This window comes from Nostoc sp. CMAA1605 (assembly GCF_021596505.1).
Lineage (GTDB): Bacteria > Cyanobacteriota > Cyanobacteriia > Cyanobacteriales > Nostocaceae > Trichormus.
On the sequence record NZ_PJIZ01000009.1, the window covers coordinates 1 to 17,933 of the forward strand.

At 41.6% G+C, this 17,933-nt stretch carries 14 protein-coding genes; 5 read left to right on the top strand and 9 right to left on the bottom strand.

The window, feature by feature from the left end:
• The first annotated feature begins 100 nt into the window (after positions 1-100).
• The 3 genes from CV014_RS05150 to CV014_RS05160 all read left to right on the top strand — a co-directional run bounded on the left by CV014_RS05150 (position 101) and on the right by CV014_RS05160 (position 4,969).
• Entirely contained in the window at positions 101-2,425 is a 2,325-nt protein-coding gene (locus CV014_RS05150; RefSeq protein WP_236141043.1) for a CHASE2 domain-containing protein, read from the top strand.
• Positions 2,426-2,742: 317 nt separating this feature from the next.
• Positions 2,743-3,510: a DUF928 domain-containing protein gene (locus CV014_RS05155; RefSeq protein WP_236141044.1), complete on the top strand. Its 768-nt coding sequence runs from the start codon at positions 2,743-2,745 to the stop codon at positions 3,508-3,510.
• A gap of 244 nt (positions 3,511-3,754) precedes the next feature.
• Entirely contained in the window at positions 3,755-4,969 is a 1,215-nt protein-coding gene (locus tag CV014_RS05160) for an ABC transporter substrate-binding protein (RefSeq protein ID WP_236141045.1), read from the top strand.
• Positions 4,970-5,028: 59 nt separating this feature from the next.
• Here the strand turns inward: CV014_RS05160 and hpsU are convergent, their stop codons facing one another.
• The 4 genes from hpsU to CV014_RS05180 all read right to left on the bottom strand — a co-directional run bounded on the left by hpsU (position 5,029) and on the right by CV014_RS05180 (position 9,445).
• Positions 5,029-5,595, bottom strand: coding sequence for a hormogonium polysaccharide biosynthesis acetyltransferase HpsU (hpsU, locus tag CV014_RS05165; RefSeq protein WP_236141046.1), 567 nt, complete (start codon positions 5,593-5,595; stop codon positions 5,029-5,031).
• 118 nt (positions 5,596-5,713) lie between these two features.
• On the bottom strand, positions 5,714-6,631 hold the full coding sequence (locus CV014_RS05170; RefSeq protein ID WP_236141047.1) for a glycosyltransferase: 918 nt from the start codon (positions 6,629-6,631) through the stop codon (positions 5,714-5,716).
• Between the two features lie 37 nt (positions 6,632-6,668).
• On the bottom strand, positions 6,669-7,460 hold the full coding sequence (locus CV014_RS05175) for a hypothetical protein (protein WP_236141048.1): 792 nt from the start codon (positions 7,458-7,460) through the stop codon (positions 6,669-6,671).
• A gap of 233 nt (positions 7,461-7,693) precedes the next feature.
• Entirely contained in the window at positions 7,694-9,445 is a 1,752-nt protein-coding gene (locus CV014_RS05180) for a serine/threonine-protein kinase (RefSeq protein ID WP_236141049.1), read from the bottom strand.
• 698 nt (positions 9,446-10,143) lie between these two features.
• On the opposite strand from CV014_RS05180, the gene CV014_RS05185 reads away from it, so the two are divergent.
• Positions 10,144-12,354, top strand: coding sequence for a heavy metal translocating P-type ATPase (locus tag CV014_RS05185; protein WP_236141050.1), 2,211 nt, complete (start codon positions 10,144-10,146; stop codon positions 12,352-12,354).
• 73 nt (positions 12,355-12,427) lie between these two features.
• On the opposite strand, the gene CV014_RS05190 is transcribed toward CV014_RS05185, so the two are convergent.
• Positions 12,428-13,696 carry a CCA tRNA nucleotidyltransferase gene (locus tag CV014_RS05190; RefSeq protein WP_236141051.1) on the bottom strand — a complete coding sequence of 423 codons (1,269 nt, stop codon included), beginning with the start codon at positions 13,694-13,696 and terminating at the stop codon, positions 12,428-12,430.
• 90 nt (positions 13,697-13,786) lie between these two features.
• Here CV014_RS05190 and CV014_RS05195 point away from each other — a divergent pair, with 90 nt between their 5' ends.
• The gene (locus CV014_RS05195; protein ID WP_236141052.1) at positions 13,787-14,035 is read left to right on the top strand and encodes a Ycf34 family protein; all 249 of its coding nucleotides are present in this window, start codon (positions 13,787-13,789) and stop codon (positions 14,033-14,035) included.
• An 89-nt stretch (positions 14,036-14,124) separates the two neighbouring features.
• On the opposite strand, the gene CV014_RS05200 is transcribed toward CV014_RS05195, so the two are convergent.
• The 4 genes from CV014_RS05200 to CV014_RS05215 all read right to left on the bottom strand — a co-directional run bounded on the left by CV014_RS05200 (position 14,125) and on the right by CV014_RS05215 (position 17,196).
• Positions 14,125-14,373: a hypothetical protein gene (locus CV014_RS05200; RefSeq protein ID WP_236141053.1), complete on the bottom strand. Its 249-nt coding sequence runs from the start codon at positions 14,371-14,373 to the stop codon at positions 14,125-14,127.
• A gap of 627 nt (positions 14,374-15,000) precedes the next feature.
• Positions 15,001-15,330 (bottom strand): cytochrome c6 PetJ, encoded by a 330-nt coding sequence (gene petJ / locus CV014_RS05205; protein ID WP_236141054.1) that lies wholly within the window; start codon positions 15,328-15,330, stop codon positions 15,001-15,003.
• Positions 15,331-15,430: 100 nt separating this feature from the next.
• The gene (locus CV014_RS05210; RefSeq protein WP_236141055.1) at positions 15,431-15,922 is read right to left on the bottom strand and encodes a GNAT family N-acetyltransferase; all 492 of its coding nucleotides are present in this window, start codon (positions 15,920-15,922) and stop codon (positions 15,431-15,433) included.
• Between the two features lie 119 nt (positions 15,923-16,041).
• Entirely contained in the window at positions 16,042-17,196 is a 1,155-nt protein-coding gene (locus CV014_RS05215; RefSeq protein WP_236141056.1) for an RpoD/SigA family RNA polymerase sigma factor, read from the bottom strand.
• Positions 17,197-17,933: the final 737 nt, after the last annotated feature.

The following is a 17,933-nucleotide window of genomic DNA, read 5'->3' on the forward strand; positions in this document are numbered from 1 at the left end:
ATAGATTTCTAAGTCAGTAATTTGTTGATTTTGAATTTTGAATTGTTAAGGCGTAAGCCTTGCGGTAGGCTATTTTGAATTTCCCGAAAGGGCTGACATCATGGCTAAGTTAGTGGTGCTGAAATTTAGTGACGGCGGTTTTGAACAAGGTTTTACCGTCACTTTGCAAATAGGGGAAGAACGCGATCGCCCAGCTACGGAAATTACAGGTAAACTACCACCATGTCCTGAAATCACCCTTTACTACACACGTTGGCAAGCTAGCTATCTCCAGTTAGGTAACGCTTATCGCTTAGATGCCGATAAAATCCAAGTGACAAATGTGTCTGTGACTGAAGATTGTCACGAACTAGCCCATATTTTACGCGCCCGCTTTAATGCTTGGCTACAGGCGGAAGATTTTCGACCCCTGCGGGAAAAATGGCTAGAAAAATTAATGCCTTCAGACGAAATTAGAGTCATCCTGCAATCAGAAAATAGTCAATTGCAAAGACTCCCTTGGCACGTCTGGGACTTACTCGAACGCTATCCCACAGCAGAAATTGCTCTTTCTTCACCTAGTTATGACCGGGTTTATAAACCACCCACTCCCAATTCCCAAGTAAATATTTTAGCGATCGTCGGCAATAGTCAAGGCATTGATACCCAGTCAGATCAAGCTGTTTTACAAACATTGCCCTATGCCGATGTGAGTTTTTTAGTAGAACCACAACGTAAGGAATTGAACGATTATCTATGGGGGAAAAACTGGGATATCTTATTTTTCGCGGGACACAGTTCTAGTCAGGGAAATGGCAATATCGGCAGAATTTACCTAAATAAAACCGATAGTCTCACCATTGGGGAATTTAAATATGCGCTTAAACAAGCTATAGAACGGGGTCTACAACTGGCAATTTTTAACTCCTGTGATGGCTTGGGTTTAGCACGGGAACTGGCTGATTTACACATTCCCCAAATTATTGTGATGCGTGAACCTGTTCCCGACCAAGTGGCGCAGGAGTTCTTAAAATATTTTCTGCAAAGTTTTGCTAACGGTAAATCTTTATACCAAGCAGTCCGACACGCACGAGAACGACTACAGGGCTTAGAAGATAGATTTCCCTGTGCCACTTGGCTTCCTGTTATCTGTCAAAATCCTGCCCAGATACCCTTAACTTGGGATGAATTAATTCAGTCTCCCACACAGGAAATACCTTTTACTCCCATTGTTAACAAAAAACGGGGCTGGAAAAAGTTAGCTTTATCTACCTTGGCGGTGACAGCCGTAGTTTGTGGTTTGCGTTTGCTGGGAGGATTACAGAATTTTGAACTGCAAGCCTTTGACCAAATGATGCGATCGCGTCCAGAGGAGGGGCCAGATCGGCGATTACTAATAGTGACTATTGATGATGAAGACATAGAAAATCAGCGTCGTGATGGCCAAGTGTTGAAAGGGACTTCCATCTCCGACAAATACCTCAACCAGTTACTCACAAAACTCAATCAATACCAACCGAAAGCTATTGGTTTAGATGTCTACCGCGACTTCCCAGCAGAACAATTAAACTTAAAATCACAACTCCAACAAACTGATAATTTAATCGGGGTCTGTAAAGGCAGTGACGCTACAGTCAAGATCAAATCAACTGCACCACCACCAGAAATTCCCAAGGAAAGATTAGGTTTTAGCGACTTCATAGATGATCAAGATCGTGTGGTACGTCGCCATCTTCTATTCATGACCCAAGAAACTACTTCTCTATGTTCTACTCCCTACGCTTTTAGTACCCAACTAGCATTTCTCTATCTCTCAGCCTCTGGCATTCAACCAAAATTTACATCTGACCCTTCCCCTTCTTTGCAATTAGGAAAAACAGTTTTGCGCCGTCTTTCATCTCGCACTGGCGGTTATCAAGGCATTGATGCCAACGGTGGTCAAATATTACTCAACTACCGCGCTTCTAAGCAAATCGCAGAACAAGTGACACTTACCCAATTGTTATCTAATCCGATTAATCCCAATGCCATCAAAGACCGGATTGTTTTGATTGGTGTCGTCACTAGGGGAGATATCGCTGACTATTGGGGTACCCCCTATGGCAGCCTAGTCAATGAACCAATGCCTGGAGTGATGGTACAAGCCCATATGGTTAGCCAAATTATCAGCGCGGTTTTAGATGGTCGTCCCCTATTGTCGGCTTTGCCGCCTTGGTTAGAAGTAATTTGGATTTGGGGTTGGGCTGTGACTGGAGGTGTATTAGCTTGGCAATGGCGTGTATTACCTAAGTTAGCCTTAGCAGTTGGCATTAGTTCCGGTATTTTATACGCTGTTTGCCTAACTCTATTGATTGCTGGTGTTTGGCTCCCCTTTGTCCCGTCAGCGATTTCGTTGGTAGCGACGGTAACTGTAGTATCAATACAGAATTCTAAGTACACTAAATAGTTTGTAGTTAGGACTTTATACAATTCGCAATTCGCAATTCGCAATGGGCTAACGTCCTGCTACGCTCTAAGCGCAGCTATGCCGCAGGCTTTACGCAATTAAAAAACGAGGATTAGCAAAGCTTTCAGGATTTACATCTGGATCAGGATTGTCATGAAATGGTATTAGTCCTTATACTATTTCGGATTTTGAAATAATTTACTGGTGAGCTTTTTAGCTTCCCGTAGGGTATACGTTAATTTTACTCTCGCCAGAAACACACCGAATCCCCGCAAAGTCACTAGTATCAGTAACTTGAGTTAATTAACATAAAATCTATGAAAATACTGCTTTCATTACTTCTAGGCTACATTAGTTTTCTGGCTGGTCAAAGTTTAGTACAAGCTAAACCAGTACCCGCGAACACCACCGCCAACCAGTCCAAGAAAGTCAGCTTTAACCCACCACAACCCCCCGCAGGTGAACCTGCGCCTGGGGGTCGTGTCCGTGGAGGGGCGAGACGCGGTTTGTGTCCTTCAGTAAAACCACCACTTACAGCTTTAGCTCCTTATACAGAAGGCCCTCCCACAGTGATGAATGTCTGGGGATTAACCACAGAAGCCCATCCCACGCTAATGTTTTATGTACCTTACTCTCGACCTGCTACTTATCCCACAGAATTTGTCTTGCAAGATCAGCAATCAAATACAATTTATCAAAAAGCGATCGCTCTCCCAGAAAAACCAGGAATTATCAGCATCTCTGTACCTGATAACATTACCTTGGAAGTTAACAAACGATATCGTTGGTTTTTGACTGTAGACTGTGACCCCCAAAAAGAGTCATCCCCGACTTATGTAGAAGGTGTGATGAAACGAGTCACTCTCGATGTCAAAGTTACCCAAAAATTAGCAAAAGCCACACCATTGCAACGTTTTGAGATATATCTTCAAAATGGTATTTGGCATGAGGCATTAAAAACCATATCGCAATTACGTCAAGAAAACCCTAAAGACCTAGTGATTGCCGAAAAATGGCAAAGTTTGCTTGCTAGTGTGCGCTTAGATGACATTGCATCTCAATCTTTACGTCCCAATCAACCTTAATTTTCGGATAAGTAGAACGGTGTAGATAATTCAAGGTTTGTAGTGAGGACTTTAGTCCTCTAATAAGGACTGTTCGCGGAGCGTTCCCGTTCGCGTTAGCGTCTCCAAAGGAGAAGGGTAGTCCTTACTACAAACTATTTTCTTAACTGAACTGTATTGGGTTAAAGGGAATGAATAGGGATTGTTTCCCTTTTCCCTGTTCTGTGGTTAACGAGGCGATCGCATATTATTTTTATCATCAATTATGAATAAATTTATCCTATTAATTACTTTTAATTTGCTCTTATTTGCCTGTAGTAATAGTGATAATCACAACAAAATTAGTAATCTTCGTAGTGAATCTTCCGATAATACCAATAATAGTAATACTATTCCGATAGGTGTGGCTTTTGCCCAGACTAGCAACATTGCCTTACTCGGTCAAGAAGGAATTGACGGCGTAAAAATTGCCCAGCAGTATTTTAATAGTCAAGGCGGTATCAACGGTAAACCAATTAAATTGGTGTTTCAAGATGCTGGTGGTGATGAAGTCGGAGCAATTAACGCTTTCCAAAATTTAATTAATAAAGATAAGGTAGTTGGTATTGTTGGGCCTACATTATCACAACAAGCCTTTAGTGCTAATCCCATCGCTGAACGCGCTAAAGTTCCTGTGATTGGGGCTTCTAATACTGCTAAAGGAATTCCAGAAATTGGAGATTATATAGCGCGTGTATCTTCTTCTGTGGCAATAGTTGCACCTAATGCTGTGCAAGCTGCTCTCAAACTAAACCCAAAAATTAAACGTGTAGCAGTCTTCTATGCTCAAAATGATGCCTTTAATAAATCAGAAACGGAAATATTTCAGAATACCGTCAAGGCGAAAGGTTTAGATTTAGTCACAGTCCAAAAATTTCAAACTACTGATACCGACTTCCAAACCCAAGCTACTAATGCTATTAACTTAAAATCAGATTTAGTGATTATTTCTGGTTTAGCTGTGGATGGTGGTAATTTAGTTAAACAATTAAGAGAATTAGGTTATCAAGGATTAATTATTGGTGGTAACGGTTTTAATACATCACATATATTTTCTGTATGTCAGGCTTTATGTGATGGTATAATTATTGCTCAAGCTTACAGTCCTGAACATTCCAATAAAATTAATACTGCATTTCGTCAAGCTTATCTTCAACAATATAAAAAACAACCATCACAAGTGACTGCTCAAGCATTTACCGCAGTTCAGGTATATGTAGAAGCTTTACAATCTTTAAATCAAAAGCGTCCCATCGAGCAATTGAATTTATCAGAATTAAGGACAGCCTTAAACCAAGAACTACTAGCAAAAAAATATGATACTCCCCTTGGTGAAATTGCTTTTACACCAGTAGGAGATGTCATCCAAAAACAGTTTTACGTAGCTCAGTTAAAGATGGATGCTAATGGTTTAAATGGGAGATTTCAATATTTAAAATAACAATTCAGAATTCTGTTCCCTATTCCCCATTCCCTATTCCCCATTCCCCATTCCCCACCCTATGATTCACCCATAACTCTCGGATATTGGGGACGGCAAGGACTACCCCAGCATACTTGTCCAGAGGGTATATCAGCAAAAACGCTGCTACGTGCGCCAATGACAGCGTTAGCACCAATTTGCACTCCTGGCGCAACAAAACAATCTGTAGCTACCCAGACTCCATCACCAATGGTAATACTTGCGGTTTTCAAGCCAAAGGTGGGGTCTTTGATATCATGACTACCAGTGCATAAATAACTTTTTTGAGAAATGACGCAGTGTTGACCAATCTGAATCGCATCTAAGCTATACAAAACCACATCATCACCAATCCAAGTATAGTCACCAATCTCCACTTTCCAAGGATAGGTAAAGCGGGCAGTAGGACGAATAATTACGCTTTGGCCAATACGCGCACCAAACAAGCGTAGCAAAGCACAGCGCAAACCATTAAAAGGATGCAGTGTCAGAGGAAAAGCGATCGCCTGCACTAGCCACCACAGTAAAATGTACCAACTAGGCCGTCCGCGATCAAACCATGATTGGTCATATTTGCGTAAATCTACAAAGGAGTCATTAGTCATTAGTCATTAGTTATTAGTCAATAGTCAATAGTCATTAGTCATTAGTCATTAGTCATTAGTCATTAGTCACTACTCAGCACTCAGCACTCAGCACTCAGCACTCAGCACTCAGCACTCATCACTTTTTAAATAAAATTCCTTGAATGACGGCGTTTAAATAACCTATTTGTCCGTAAGTATAAACTAAATTATCAAAGCTTTGGGCTGGATCATTGACGGAGTATTGTACTGTTTTATACAATCCTCTCACAAATCTTTCCCCGCCTCGGCCAAACTGTGCGACTCCGGCTTTACCTGCTAGTTGTTCGCGATAACATTCACTAATCCCTTGCCACCAACCGCGATTGAGAAACCAAGAACGATTAATGCGTTCTGGTGCAACGTTATGAGCCACTAAGGCGGCGGGAAGGTAGGCGACTTGCCAACCCTTTTTTAGAGCCAGTTCTGTCATTTGTAGTTCCTCGTTGGAGAGGAGGTTTTTGCCGACTCTACCTAATTGGGGGTCAAAACCACCGATTTCTGTGAGAAATTGGCGGCGGATGGAATAATTTAAACCCCTGGGTGTTAAACCTGGTTGATCGATGTAAACTACACTATCACCCAAATCATAAGCTCCTAAATTACCTGCTAAACCAGGAGATAGCCATTTCGGGGGTTCTATATTGGGAGGCCAAAGCAGAGTAACTTTCCCACCAGCGATCGCTAATTGATGATTATTTTGATAAGCATCATATAATACTCGTAACCAACCAGGACTAGCTACAGCATCATCATCTAAGTAGGCTATAATTTCGGCTTTTGCCGTTTTTGCCCCAGTATTTCGGGCGACAGATAAACCAAGAATTGGTTCAAAAACATACTTTAATCTGGGGTCATTGGCTCTTTCTTCCGTAACTTCACGGGTGCGATCGCTTGACCCATTATCCACCACTATGACCTCAAATTCCCCAGGGAAATCCTGTCCCAAAAGGCTATCAATCGCCGCACCGAGATAATTATCCCGATTGTGAGTACAGATAATTGCAGAGATTTGCATAATTAGTTGTTAGTCATTAGTCATTAGTCATTAGAATTTAAACTTGCTGAATGTGGCTGTGTAATACTATTAAGGTTTCTGCTAGTTGGCTGAGACGGGTTTCTAGGTATTGCTTGCGGCCTAGTAATTGGCGTAGTTTTTGATAACGTGCGATCGCCATGCTCACCTCTGCTAGTTGATTGGGTGGACAAGGACGTGACCAAACTTTACCTGACGCATCGACACCACAAAGCCGATAACCAGTTTTGAGGGCGGGATGGGGTATTTTAGTTCCGTCGGGAGCGCAAATTTCTTCCACGTAGTCCATGAGACGTTCTACTTCGCCGTGACGGAGTGTAGCTTTTCCGCCATGTTCTGTTTCCCAAGGGTTTGATTCTAACCAACCGTTAACAATCGGCCCTTCTAAATATAAATCTTGAATTTGCTGCACAATGCTGTGTAGCTCTTTTTGCCAACCTGCTACGTGTGCTTGAATTTCTTGCAGGATATTCGCGGCTAATGCTGGGTTAGCAACATGACGATGATTACTGAAACTTTGGGTTTTGAATTTAGGTAGACTGGGTGCATTCACCCCATCTTCTTGCGTGGGGAAAGTTTGTACAGAACTGTGATGAGGAAATAAATTTTCGTTAATAGTATTTACGTTAGGGGATTCTGTATTTATTTCTTCTATGGCTTCTTGTGTTTGGGGTTCTGTACTTTCCTTAGCTCCTACACTAATTCTAAAAGATACAGGACGCTTGATATTTTCACTCGTTTCCGTAACAGTATTGTCACGACTTCCCAAATCATGTAAAGTTGCTTCAATGCGTTTTATACCTGCTTTCATCAGATTCCCCTCAAATCTACTGTCTAGTTTTTCAGATTTAGAAATGGGTCTTAAAGATTCCTATCTTTCGCCCATTGTGGCATAAAGTCAAAAATGAGTCTTGAGTGCTGAGTATTGTTAATGGTAGTTATTCAAAACATATCCATTGTTTCAGGACAAAGGAGGGAAGGGAGACAAGGGAGACAAAAGGTTTGCTGAGTCTCGCTTTCTTAATTTTGAATTTTGAATTGTTATTAGCACTGTTTCGCTGATGCAGGATTCACAAAGTCATGTAAATCTGCATCCCAGACACTAATGTAAATTAAATCGCAGTTCTGGCGGATGATTTGACCTTTGACTGCACCGACTGAAAAACTAAAGTCATCTTTCTGGCGTTGTTGAACTTTTTCTAATCCCTGTTGAATTTTGGCTGTAGTTTGACCGTTCAGCATTCCGTTGAGGGTATTTTGCATCACTTGAGGATCTACAGATTGGGCGAAAGCTACTTCAGTTTGCCTGAGTTCTCCGGTTTCGCGGTCAAATAAATAACCCAAGTCAACTTGATTGGGTATTAAATTGTACACAACAGCACGGGTTCTACCCCAAGCACCTTTTAAATCTCTATTGGGTTTTCCGAGTTTGGCTTCTACGGTGCTTCTGGCTGTCCCTGTGGGGAAAGCTGGGATGCTTTGTCTAGTAGTATTTTGCTTTCTTCTCTTGGGGGGTGGACTTGGGGGTAATGATTCTGTGGGTTGTGGTTCTATAACAGGATCATTATTCTCGATGGTTGGTGTTGGTATGGCTGTAACTTCAGGTGCAGGCGGAGTGTTAACTATCGTAGGAGGTATTTCAGCTTTGGGTGTAATTGGTGCAGGAATGAATGGTGCAGGAGTAGATGGGGAAATTTCTGGAGGTGGAGAGGAAGTTTCAGGGATAGGAGGGGTAGAAACTACAGTATCGGGACTGGGCGACGATGATGAGGGTATGGGATCACTAGAAATGGTGTCCGTTGGGGATGGACGAGTTAGTGTAGATAGTGCTACGCCACTAAGTAAACCGCCTATAATCAAACCGCCTAATATCCAAACAGGCTGTTGTTTTTTGGGGGAAGGGATGGGTTTGACTATGGGTATAGCTTGAGTTTGTTGAGTTTGAGCCGTTTGGACAACAGACTGTACAGGTATATTATTCACCGCAGATAAAGCATAGAGCATTTTACTAGCAGTGGTGAAGCGATCGCTCGCCTGTGGTTTAATTGCCTGATTTAACACCGCCGCCAAATCTGGGGAAATCTGCGGCGCGTATTGTTGCCAAAGAATTTCACCCGTTTGGGGATTTGTCGGCAATTCTTCGGGACTTTTGCCAGTTAATAAATAAATCGCTGTCAAACCTAAACTATAAATATCAGTAGCGTAAACTGGTCTACCCACCGCCTGTTCACTAGGCATATATCCTGGTGTACCTATGACCATCGAACGTGTAGGATGAGAACCCCCTACAGAACGAATTGTTTCTTTGACTGCACCAAAATCAATTAAAAATGGTTTTTGGTCAACAGCACGCAGAATAATATTATCTGGCTTAATGTCTCGATGGATAATCCCTCTGCTATGCACATAATTTAAAATTGCTAGCAGACTCAAGACAATCGCTCGGACAGTAGTTTCATTCTGACATCCTTGTGTTTCCAACAAATTCCTGAGAGTTTGACCATGAATCCATTCTTGGACTAAGTAAAACTGGCCATTCTCTAAAAAATAAGCATAGAGTTTAGGTATTTGGTCACTGTGTTCACCTAAATACTCTAAAGTCGCCGCTTCCCTCTCAAATCGCTGTTGCGTTATTTGGTAGGCTTGAGGATCGTTAGTAATGGGTTTGAGTTGCTTAATTACGCAACGACGACGAGAAGGCATATGAGTATCTTCTGCCAAAAAGGTTTCCCCAAACCCACCAGCACCGAGTACCTGAATAACCTGATAGCGATTGTTTAGCAGAATGGATGTCACTTCACTTCGCTCCGAATTCAAAATAGCCTACGGGAAGGCTTGTATCTACAAAAATTCCAAATAAATAACAAAAACCTCTTAAATCTGTTTATGTGCTTCTGTCCTTTGCGTTTTTACTCATGCAGGTTAAATATATTAGCTATTTTTCAATTTACATCACATACTCTGACGAATGAACAATGGATTTAGATTCTGTTTATTCATAAGTTCTGAGAATGTTATGACATTACACCTTGATCACCCACACCCTAAATTAAATCCGTTTTTCTGGACACAGTGTAAAGAATAACATCGGTAATACAGGGTAAACAGTTAAATGTTTGTAGTGAGAACTTTAGTTCTCAAATAAGGACTAAAGTCCTTACTACAAACTCCATCCTAGTTTTGAGAAAAAATACAATTGAATAACATATAGAAAAACATAAATTTTTCCTTAAGATAAATCGTATATTAAGTAGTTATTAAAATTGCCAGTAAATACTAAAAATATGTTCGCAGGTATAGCCTTGGCTTTCACATATTAATCTTTAAAAATAATTGCATTGTTCGGAAAATCATCAACAACAGTATTAAATAGACTTATGTCCATAGTTAAATTACGTGTTAAAACAGGACATATATTTTCTGTGGGATGCTGAAATCACTATCAGAATGAGTTCCCACCCATTATTTCGCCACAACATCATGAGGGGGAAATCATGACGATCGCCACTAAACCAAACATTAATCAGCGATTGATTGAAGAGTCAAAAATCGTCCCTGGAATTGACTATCATGTAGTACATAAAATTCCCGGTAGAATTAGATTTCGCATCCCTCTTTTAGCCCATGATCCTGATTACACTCAAACTCTCAGGGAGTTACTAAAATCTGATAGTCGAGTTTTAGAATTTCGCATTAATATTTGGGCGAGTTCTATTGCCATTAGCTACCAATTAGCTGATAGCAAACATGATTTATTGCCCCATTACTTAATAGATTTGCTACAAGAAGCCCAAATTCGCAAAACTCACAAGCCACAAGAAACAGTCTTAGCCAGTGATGAGGCTGGGGTGAAGTTACCGGCTTTAGCTACAGTTTTAGCTTTACTGGGGTTAGGATTTCCCATTCCTAGAGTCATCATTGGCACAACTGTAGCACTAGCGGCTTTACCCATTGCCAAACGTGCCTATACCAGTATTACCCAAAGCCGAAAATTAAATATAGATTGTCTGGATTTGCTGGCGATCGCCTTAACTTCTGCCCAAGGAAATCTCCTTACTCCCGCTTTGGTGATGACACTCCACGAAATTGGTGATTTAATTCGCGATCGCACCGCCAGAGTTACCGAACATCACGCCGCCGATTTACTCGATTCTCTGGGACATTATGCTTGGGTGATCCAACCAGACGGCGAAAGAAAACATATCCTCGCCACCCAAGTCCAGCCACAAGACACAGTAATCGTCTATCCAGGCGAACAAATCCCCGTTGATGGGCAAATCTTGCGTGGTCAAGCGTTAATTGACCCGCAAAAATTGACAGGGGAATCAATGCCCGTTTTGCGTCAAGTAGGGCAGACTGTTTACGCCTCCACCTTGGTACGAGAAGGTGAAATTTACATCCAAACGGAACGGGTAGGCAGTGCCACCCGTGCTGGTGCAAGTATAGAATTAGTCCAACAAGCCCCCGTACATGATACCCGCATGGGTAACTATGCAGCTGCGATCGCTGACAAAGCGGTACTACCAGCCTTAATTTTTGCTGGGCTAGTATTAGCCGCTACTCGTAACCCAGCGAGGGCAGCATCTATTCTTACCTTAGATTTTGTAACCGGGATTCGTGTTTCCCTCCCTACAAGCTTTCTAGCTGCCTTACACCACGCTACCAGACACGGTGTACTTATCCGTAGTGGTCGCGCTTTAGAAAAATTGGCACAGGTGGACACATTAGTTTTTGATAAAACAGGCACTCTCACCAAGGGTGATATTGAAGTCATGGAAGTGGAAACTGTCAATGGCAGAATGTCTAGCCGCAGACTCTTAAGCCTAGCCGCCGCCGCCGAACAACGCCTGACTCACCCAGTCGCCCAAGCCGTAGTCCGCTATGCCGAAAAACAGGGGATTGAGATTCTCCCCCGCCAAGAATTTACCTATGAAATTGGTTTAGGAGTCCGTGCTGAAATTGACGGAGAACAAGTGATTGTAGGTAGCGATCGCTTTTTGCGTCAGTGTGGCGTTCCCCTTGATTGTCTCTATGAACCCCATCACTGCAACCATGCAGATTGTCCCCATCACCTCAATTGCCGCATTTCCGCCCATGATTCCTTACTGTATATCAGCGTCAATCAGGAATTTCAAGGCGTGATTTATTACACAGACCCCCTGCGCCCAGAAAGTGCCAGCATCATCGAGAAATTACAAACAGAATACGGCATGGAAGTACATCTATTGACAGGGGATAATCACCAACGGGCTGTAGCTGTAGCAGCAGAACTAAATTTACCTCTGTCCCAAGTCCACGCGGAAGCCTTTCCTGAACAAAAAGCCGAAATCATCCAAAAATTACATAATTCCGGTAAAACAGTTGCCTTTACTGGTGATGGCTTAAATGATTCCATTGCCCTCGCCTATGCAGATGTATCCATTTCCTTTGGTGGCGGTTCCGAAGTCGCTAGAGAAACAGCCGATATCGTCCTGATGGATGATAACCTCAGCAGCTTTTTAGATGCGATCGCGATCGCCCACCAAACCCAAGCCGTCATTAAACAAAACATCAGCCTAGCCGTAGTCCCCAACCTAGCCGCTTTAGGACTAGCCACCACCGTAGGCATACATCCCCTAGCCGCCACCGTCGTTCACAACGGTTCAGCCATTGCTGCCGGCTTAAATGGGTTACGTCCCCTGATGCACCAAGATCCGCCGAGGTAGAAAGGCAGGGGGGCAGGGGGCAGGGGAGACAGAGGAAGAATAACTTCCCAATCCCCAATCCCCAATCCCAACCTCATTGCTGAATAATTCTTTTCGCCAACTCTATCGCCTCTTGCTGAGTAGAAATCTTCCCTTCAGCTTGTGCCACAGCTATTTCCGTCAGCAGTTCTCCTACCAGTGGCGATGCGGGAATATTTAGTGCTATCATTAGATTTTTACCACTTACTAGCTGAGTGGGATGAGCGACCAGATCATCAGGGTTAAGGTAGCGGCTGATCAATGGTGCGTATACCTGCAATGGATGAGTGCCAGACATCGGCTCTACCAGATTATCGTCCACTAAGGCTAACAAAATTGTAGCCGTAAATACAATTCCTGCTTCTTGGAAGAGAAAATACTGTTCTCGCACGGAATCAGCAAATTTTAGCTGAGGGAACAATTTCAAGGCAGTGGCAACAGCGCGAACTTCTGCGCGGCTATAGGTAAGTTCCTGTAGTTCTAATTCGGCTATGGCTGGTTGTTGCTGTACAAGACAAGCGAGTTTAGCAATGCCCAGCCATGTAGTTTTGACGGTATCACGCACACAATTTTGTAGTTCTACACCCAGTTGTGGCCAATGTTCTGTTAATTTCGTCGCCACAGTGTCAACGGCTGCGAGTTTAGTAAAGCTGTTGTGACTAGCATTTTTAAAGAACGGTGCAAGTAACCCATCTTCCCCAGCTTTGGTTATCCAAGGTGTTCCTTGGGGACTTGCTAACAAATAACCAATTTCGACGCGGACTCGTTCGGCGGCGATCTGGGATATATGCGATGCTAAATTACGGATAGTATTTTGGGTATTGGTTTCAATCGTAAAGCCTAGTTGAGCAGCTTGACGATAAGCACGCAACAGGCGTAGAGGATCATCTGTTAAATTGCGGGGTGATATCATCCGCATTAGACCCAACTTTATATCATCACAGCCGCCTAAAGGGTCAATGATAGATTGGCTATGGGGATTATAGGCGATCGCATTTACAGTAAAATCTCTCCTGTGTAAGTCAGTCTCTAAACTTTCGCCTTCCTGTTGGGCAAAATCAGCCGTCGCATTGGGAAATACCACCCGCGCAATTTGCCGTTCTGAGTCTAGTAACACAAAACCAGCTTGGTAACGACGAGCGATCGCTCTAGCTACCTTCACCGCATCCGATGGGATAATAAAGTCAAGATCCCAATACTCCCGACTCCTCCCCAAAAGCGCATCCCGCACTGCACCACCCACCATGTAAGCTGGTTGTGGCAAGCATTCCAGACTAAAAGGCCAATTTTCAGGAGCTAGACGCAAAAATACATCAGAGGACATTGTAATAAAAATCAACCCAACAACTGGTGAATAAAGCTTGGGCTTAAGTTAGATTAACAATAATCAAGGCCTTCTGGAGTTGGTTCTATTATGTGTATTTGCGTAAACTGCCACTATGTAGATCGCTGTGTGACCTATCACGCCGTCGAAACGCAGCACCAACAGCCCCATTTAACAGAAAATCCCACTTTTGATCCCAACGAACCATCTATTAACGTTAACATCCGTACCCAAGAAGATGTGATTGAAATGGAATGGGATGTAGTCGGTTGTCTCAGCTTTAAGCAAGAAACAGGTAAATGGTCGAAATTACGCCCAGGCGAATTAGTCCCGACTTGATGCAGAAAGTAAAATATGATCACACCAAAATCGGAAAAGTACATTAACTTACTTTTCCGATTTACAGCATAATATTTATCAGCTATCAATTAACACCATTTCCCATAACCATAGCCATAATCATAACCATACCCTCCTGAATACCCACTTCTAGGAAAAGAATTGTAGGAGTATTGGGAATAGGAATTACCGTAAGAACCAAATCCCCAGAAGCCACTATAACCACTGCCTCTGATAAATTCTATTGTCTGATGAGTTAATTCATTTAGAAAACTTTCAGTGTCTTGAAATAAATCATGACCTGTAGAATAGATTTCATCAATTGTGATATTAGCCATTTAATTTGCTCCTAAGTAATGTTTGACAACAAAATTAGTTAGACAATAATTGAATGTGGAGATTAATTGCATCAATATCTGGCAATGGCTGAATAAAATGTATATAAATGATGGTAGGCGCGAATCAATCCGCTAAAAATAAACTTGTGAAGCCATTTTTATAGTTGACAAATATCTGAGCAATATGTGTGATGTTTTGTCTAAGCTAATTCTGATTTTATCTAATGAATCTAATATCAAAAATCAAATAATTAGACGAAAATATCTAACTTAAGTCTTGAGTTTGTAAATAGGAAGAAGCAAATCAACTTAACTAAGTAAAACAAGGTAAATCATTAGAGTTTTGTAGTGGGAACGTCACTTGCTACAAGTCGGCAGAGCCACCCAACGTAGTGGCTCCCCTTTTTAAGGGGGATTTAGGGGGATCTAAACTGATTTGATACATTATTAAGGACTTTTCAAACATCCTCTTACACTAAAGTTCGGATTAAGATATCAGTTTAGATATAAAAAAGAATCCCTCTATCTTAATATAGAGAGATTCTTGTAGATTAAAATCGTAGTTAGCACAGGTCAGCAGAAACAACTTCTCAGTTTAAAAAGATGAGAAAATTCCTGCCTAATTGATTACCATTTATCTGCTTGGTCGAGGACGTAAGCTGCTACATCTTCAATTTGAGCATCGTTTAAACGACCTTTAAAAGCAGGCATAGCATTTTTACCATTTGTAACTTGAGTGATAATAGCCTCTGCCGAGTCCATACCGTACTCTTTCAAGGCATCTATCTTCAGGGTTTTGTTAGCTTGCACTAAATTTTTACCACCTGCATGACAAGCCGCACAGTTAGCATTAAAGATTGTTGCTCCATTTGCGCTGTCAGCAGCCAAGGCGGAATTACTGAAGGCAAAAGTGAAGATTGCAATGCCTACCAGTAGAATTGAAAAGATTTTCTTCATTTTGTGTTCTCTCTGCAACAAAGGCTCATTCAGCCCAATATCTTCCTTTACAATTGTCAGGGGACTAAATTCCTTGAGTCAAACGACAGGCTGTCAAACTTCATGATTCTTTAGCTGCTAACTGGCCAATTGCCTCTTCTGTCACTCTACAAATGCGCCAGTCATCTAAAATTGACGCGCCCATACTACGGTAAAATGCCTGTGCTGACTCATTCCAGTCGAGAACAGTCCACTCTAACCGCCCACATTCCCTTTCAACGGCAATTTGAGCCAATTTAATGAGGAGTGCTTTACCGATACCTTGCCGTCGATACTCCGGTAAAACAAATAAATCTTCGAGATAAAGCCCAGGTTTGGTGAGAAAGGTTGAATAATTATGGAAAAATAAGGCAAAACCCACGGCTTTACCTGAGTATTCTGCCAATAGAGCCTCTATATATCTTTTTGAGCCAAATAAATGCTCATGTAAAGCCAAAGCGTTGCCGGTGACAGCATGAGAGAGTTTTTCATACTCTGCTAACCCCTGAATTAACTCAAATAATGCTTGACTATCATCAGGTTCAGCACAACGCACGATTAAATTATTAGTCATTAGTTATTAGTCACTTAGTCATTAGTCATTAGTCCATAGTCCATAGTCCATAGTCATTAGTCCATAGTCAAGAGTTTTTTAGTTCTTCTCACTTATACCCTCACACCCTTACACCCCTCCTAAACCAACCACCCTTTGAGCCGTTTCGCTATATGGGGACGGCGTAGTTTTCGCATGGCTTTACTTTGAATTTGTCTGACTCGTTCACGGGAGAGATTAAACATATTACCCACTTCTTCTAGGGTGCAGGGTTCGCTGGTTGTCAAGCCATAGCGCAGCGAAATTACGTCTTTTTCCCGTGGGGTGAGGACATCGCCTAAAACTTCCCAAATCTCCTGACGCATCATGTTTTCGTTCATTTTGGCTTCAGGAGACAGGTTATCTTCATCTTCTAATAAGTCCATCAGTTCGGTATCTTCTTCTTTACCGACACGATGGTTAAGAGATAGGGCTTGTCTTCTGAGTTGTTGCAGTTGGCGCAGTTGCTGCACACTAACTTCTAAAGCTTCCGCCATTTCTGCTTCTGAGGGGTTGCGGCGGAGTTTTTGCTTGAGTTCTCTTTGGGCTTTTTTGAGTTTGTTAAGTTTTTCGACAATGTGAATGGGTAGGCGGATAGTTCTGGCATCATTTGCGATCGCTCTGGTAATTGCCTGTCTGATCCACCAATAAGCGTAGGTAGAAAACTTATATCCTTTATCGGGATCAAATTTTTCTGTGGCGCGGTTTAAACCCATCGCCCCTTCCTGAATTAAATCTAGAAAAGGCACTCCACGATTTAAATATCTTTTGGCAATTGACACTACTAATCTCAAGTTAGAGCGAATCATTTTGCGCTTGGCTACTCTACCTTGATATAAGCGATTTTCTAGTTGCTTTTCTGTGACTTCTAAGCGGGCTGCGATTTGAGCTTTAGTTGGTTGCTTTCCGAGTTCTGCTTGCAAAGCCTCTTGTAAATCTTTGACATCTTCTAAAAATCTGACGCGTTTTGCTAACTCTACCTCTTCATCAGGTTTGAGTAGTGGATAACGTGCCATTTCCTTAAAAAATGCCCCAACAGCATCATCATGCTCGGTTTTGTTATACCCAGAAGGACGAGCCGCAGCCATTTGATCCCCATCACGTTCATCTGTTTCTAAATGATCTACATGAGGGGCTTCTTCTATCACTATTTCTAAACTGTCGAAAGATTCTTCTTCATGTTCCAGTATTTCCATCGTTCCCAATTCAGCAATATTCATGTTTTCCTGGATGGATTGTTGCTTGGTTTGGTACATAATTTAATGGCATCTGTTCGCTACTAATAATTGACAGTTTCCCTAAGCAAGAATGCACCTGTTCAATTTGTTTGAATTAACTTATAGAAGTTGAAATTGCTTTTTGCTTGACAATTATTACTTGCCAATAACTTAAACTTCTCTACAATATTGGTTTTGGCACCCAAATTTTATTTTTCCAGTCACAACAGATATTATGTTTATTGTTTGGCTAATTCTTAAATCTGTCAAATCCTTTCTATTTTTTTCATACTCAACACGTAGATCAAATATGGTGGCATCTCCCAGAATCTAAAACCAGACAGGTGGTTTTGTAAATTTTTGAGTTAATTGGTTGAGATTTGTGAAAGGAATTTGTCTATTTATCGGACTGGAGTGATCAAGTGTTTATAAAAATTATTAATGTTAATAATCAGGCAATTTACTATTCCAAAAAAAATGTTTGTATAAAAGCATCTCATATACATAAAGGATTGAATATCTATCAAGAGAGTGAAAAAGCCTATACCCTATTTAGTAAATGGATAACTACTTTCAGAAAACTTCAGGAAGATAGTTTGATTGATGATGGTAGACTCAAATATTTATTGCACGCATGGGTGAAATCAATTTGTCTAGTGGATTACATAAGAGGAAACTTATCAAGTATTATAAGTGATAAAAGTATTGTGAAATACAATTTACTTCCACAGGAGGAAAAATTTTAAATTTAGAGATTTTGGCAGATTTTGCCGACT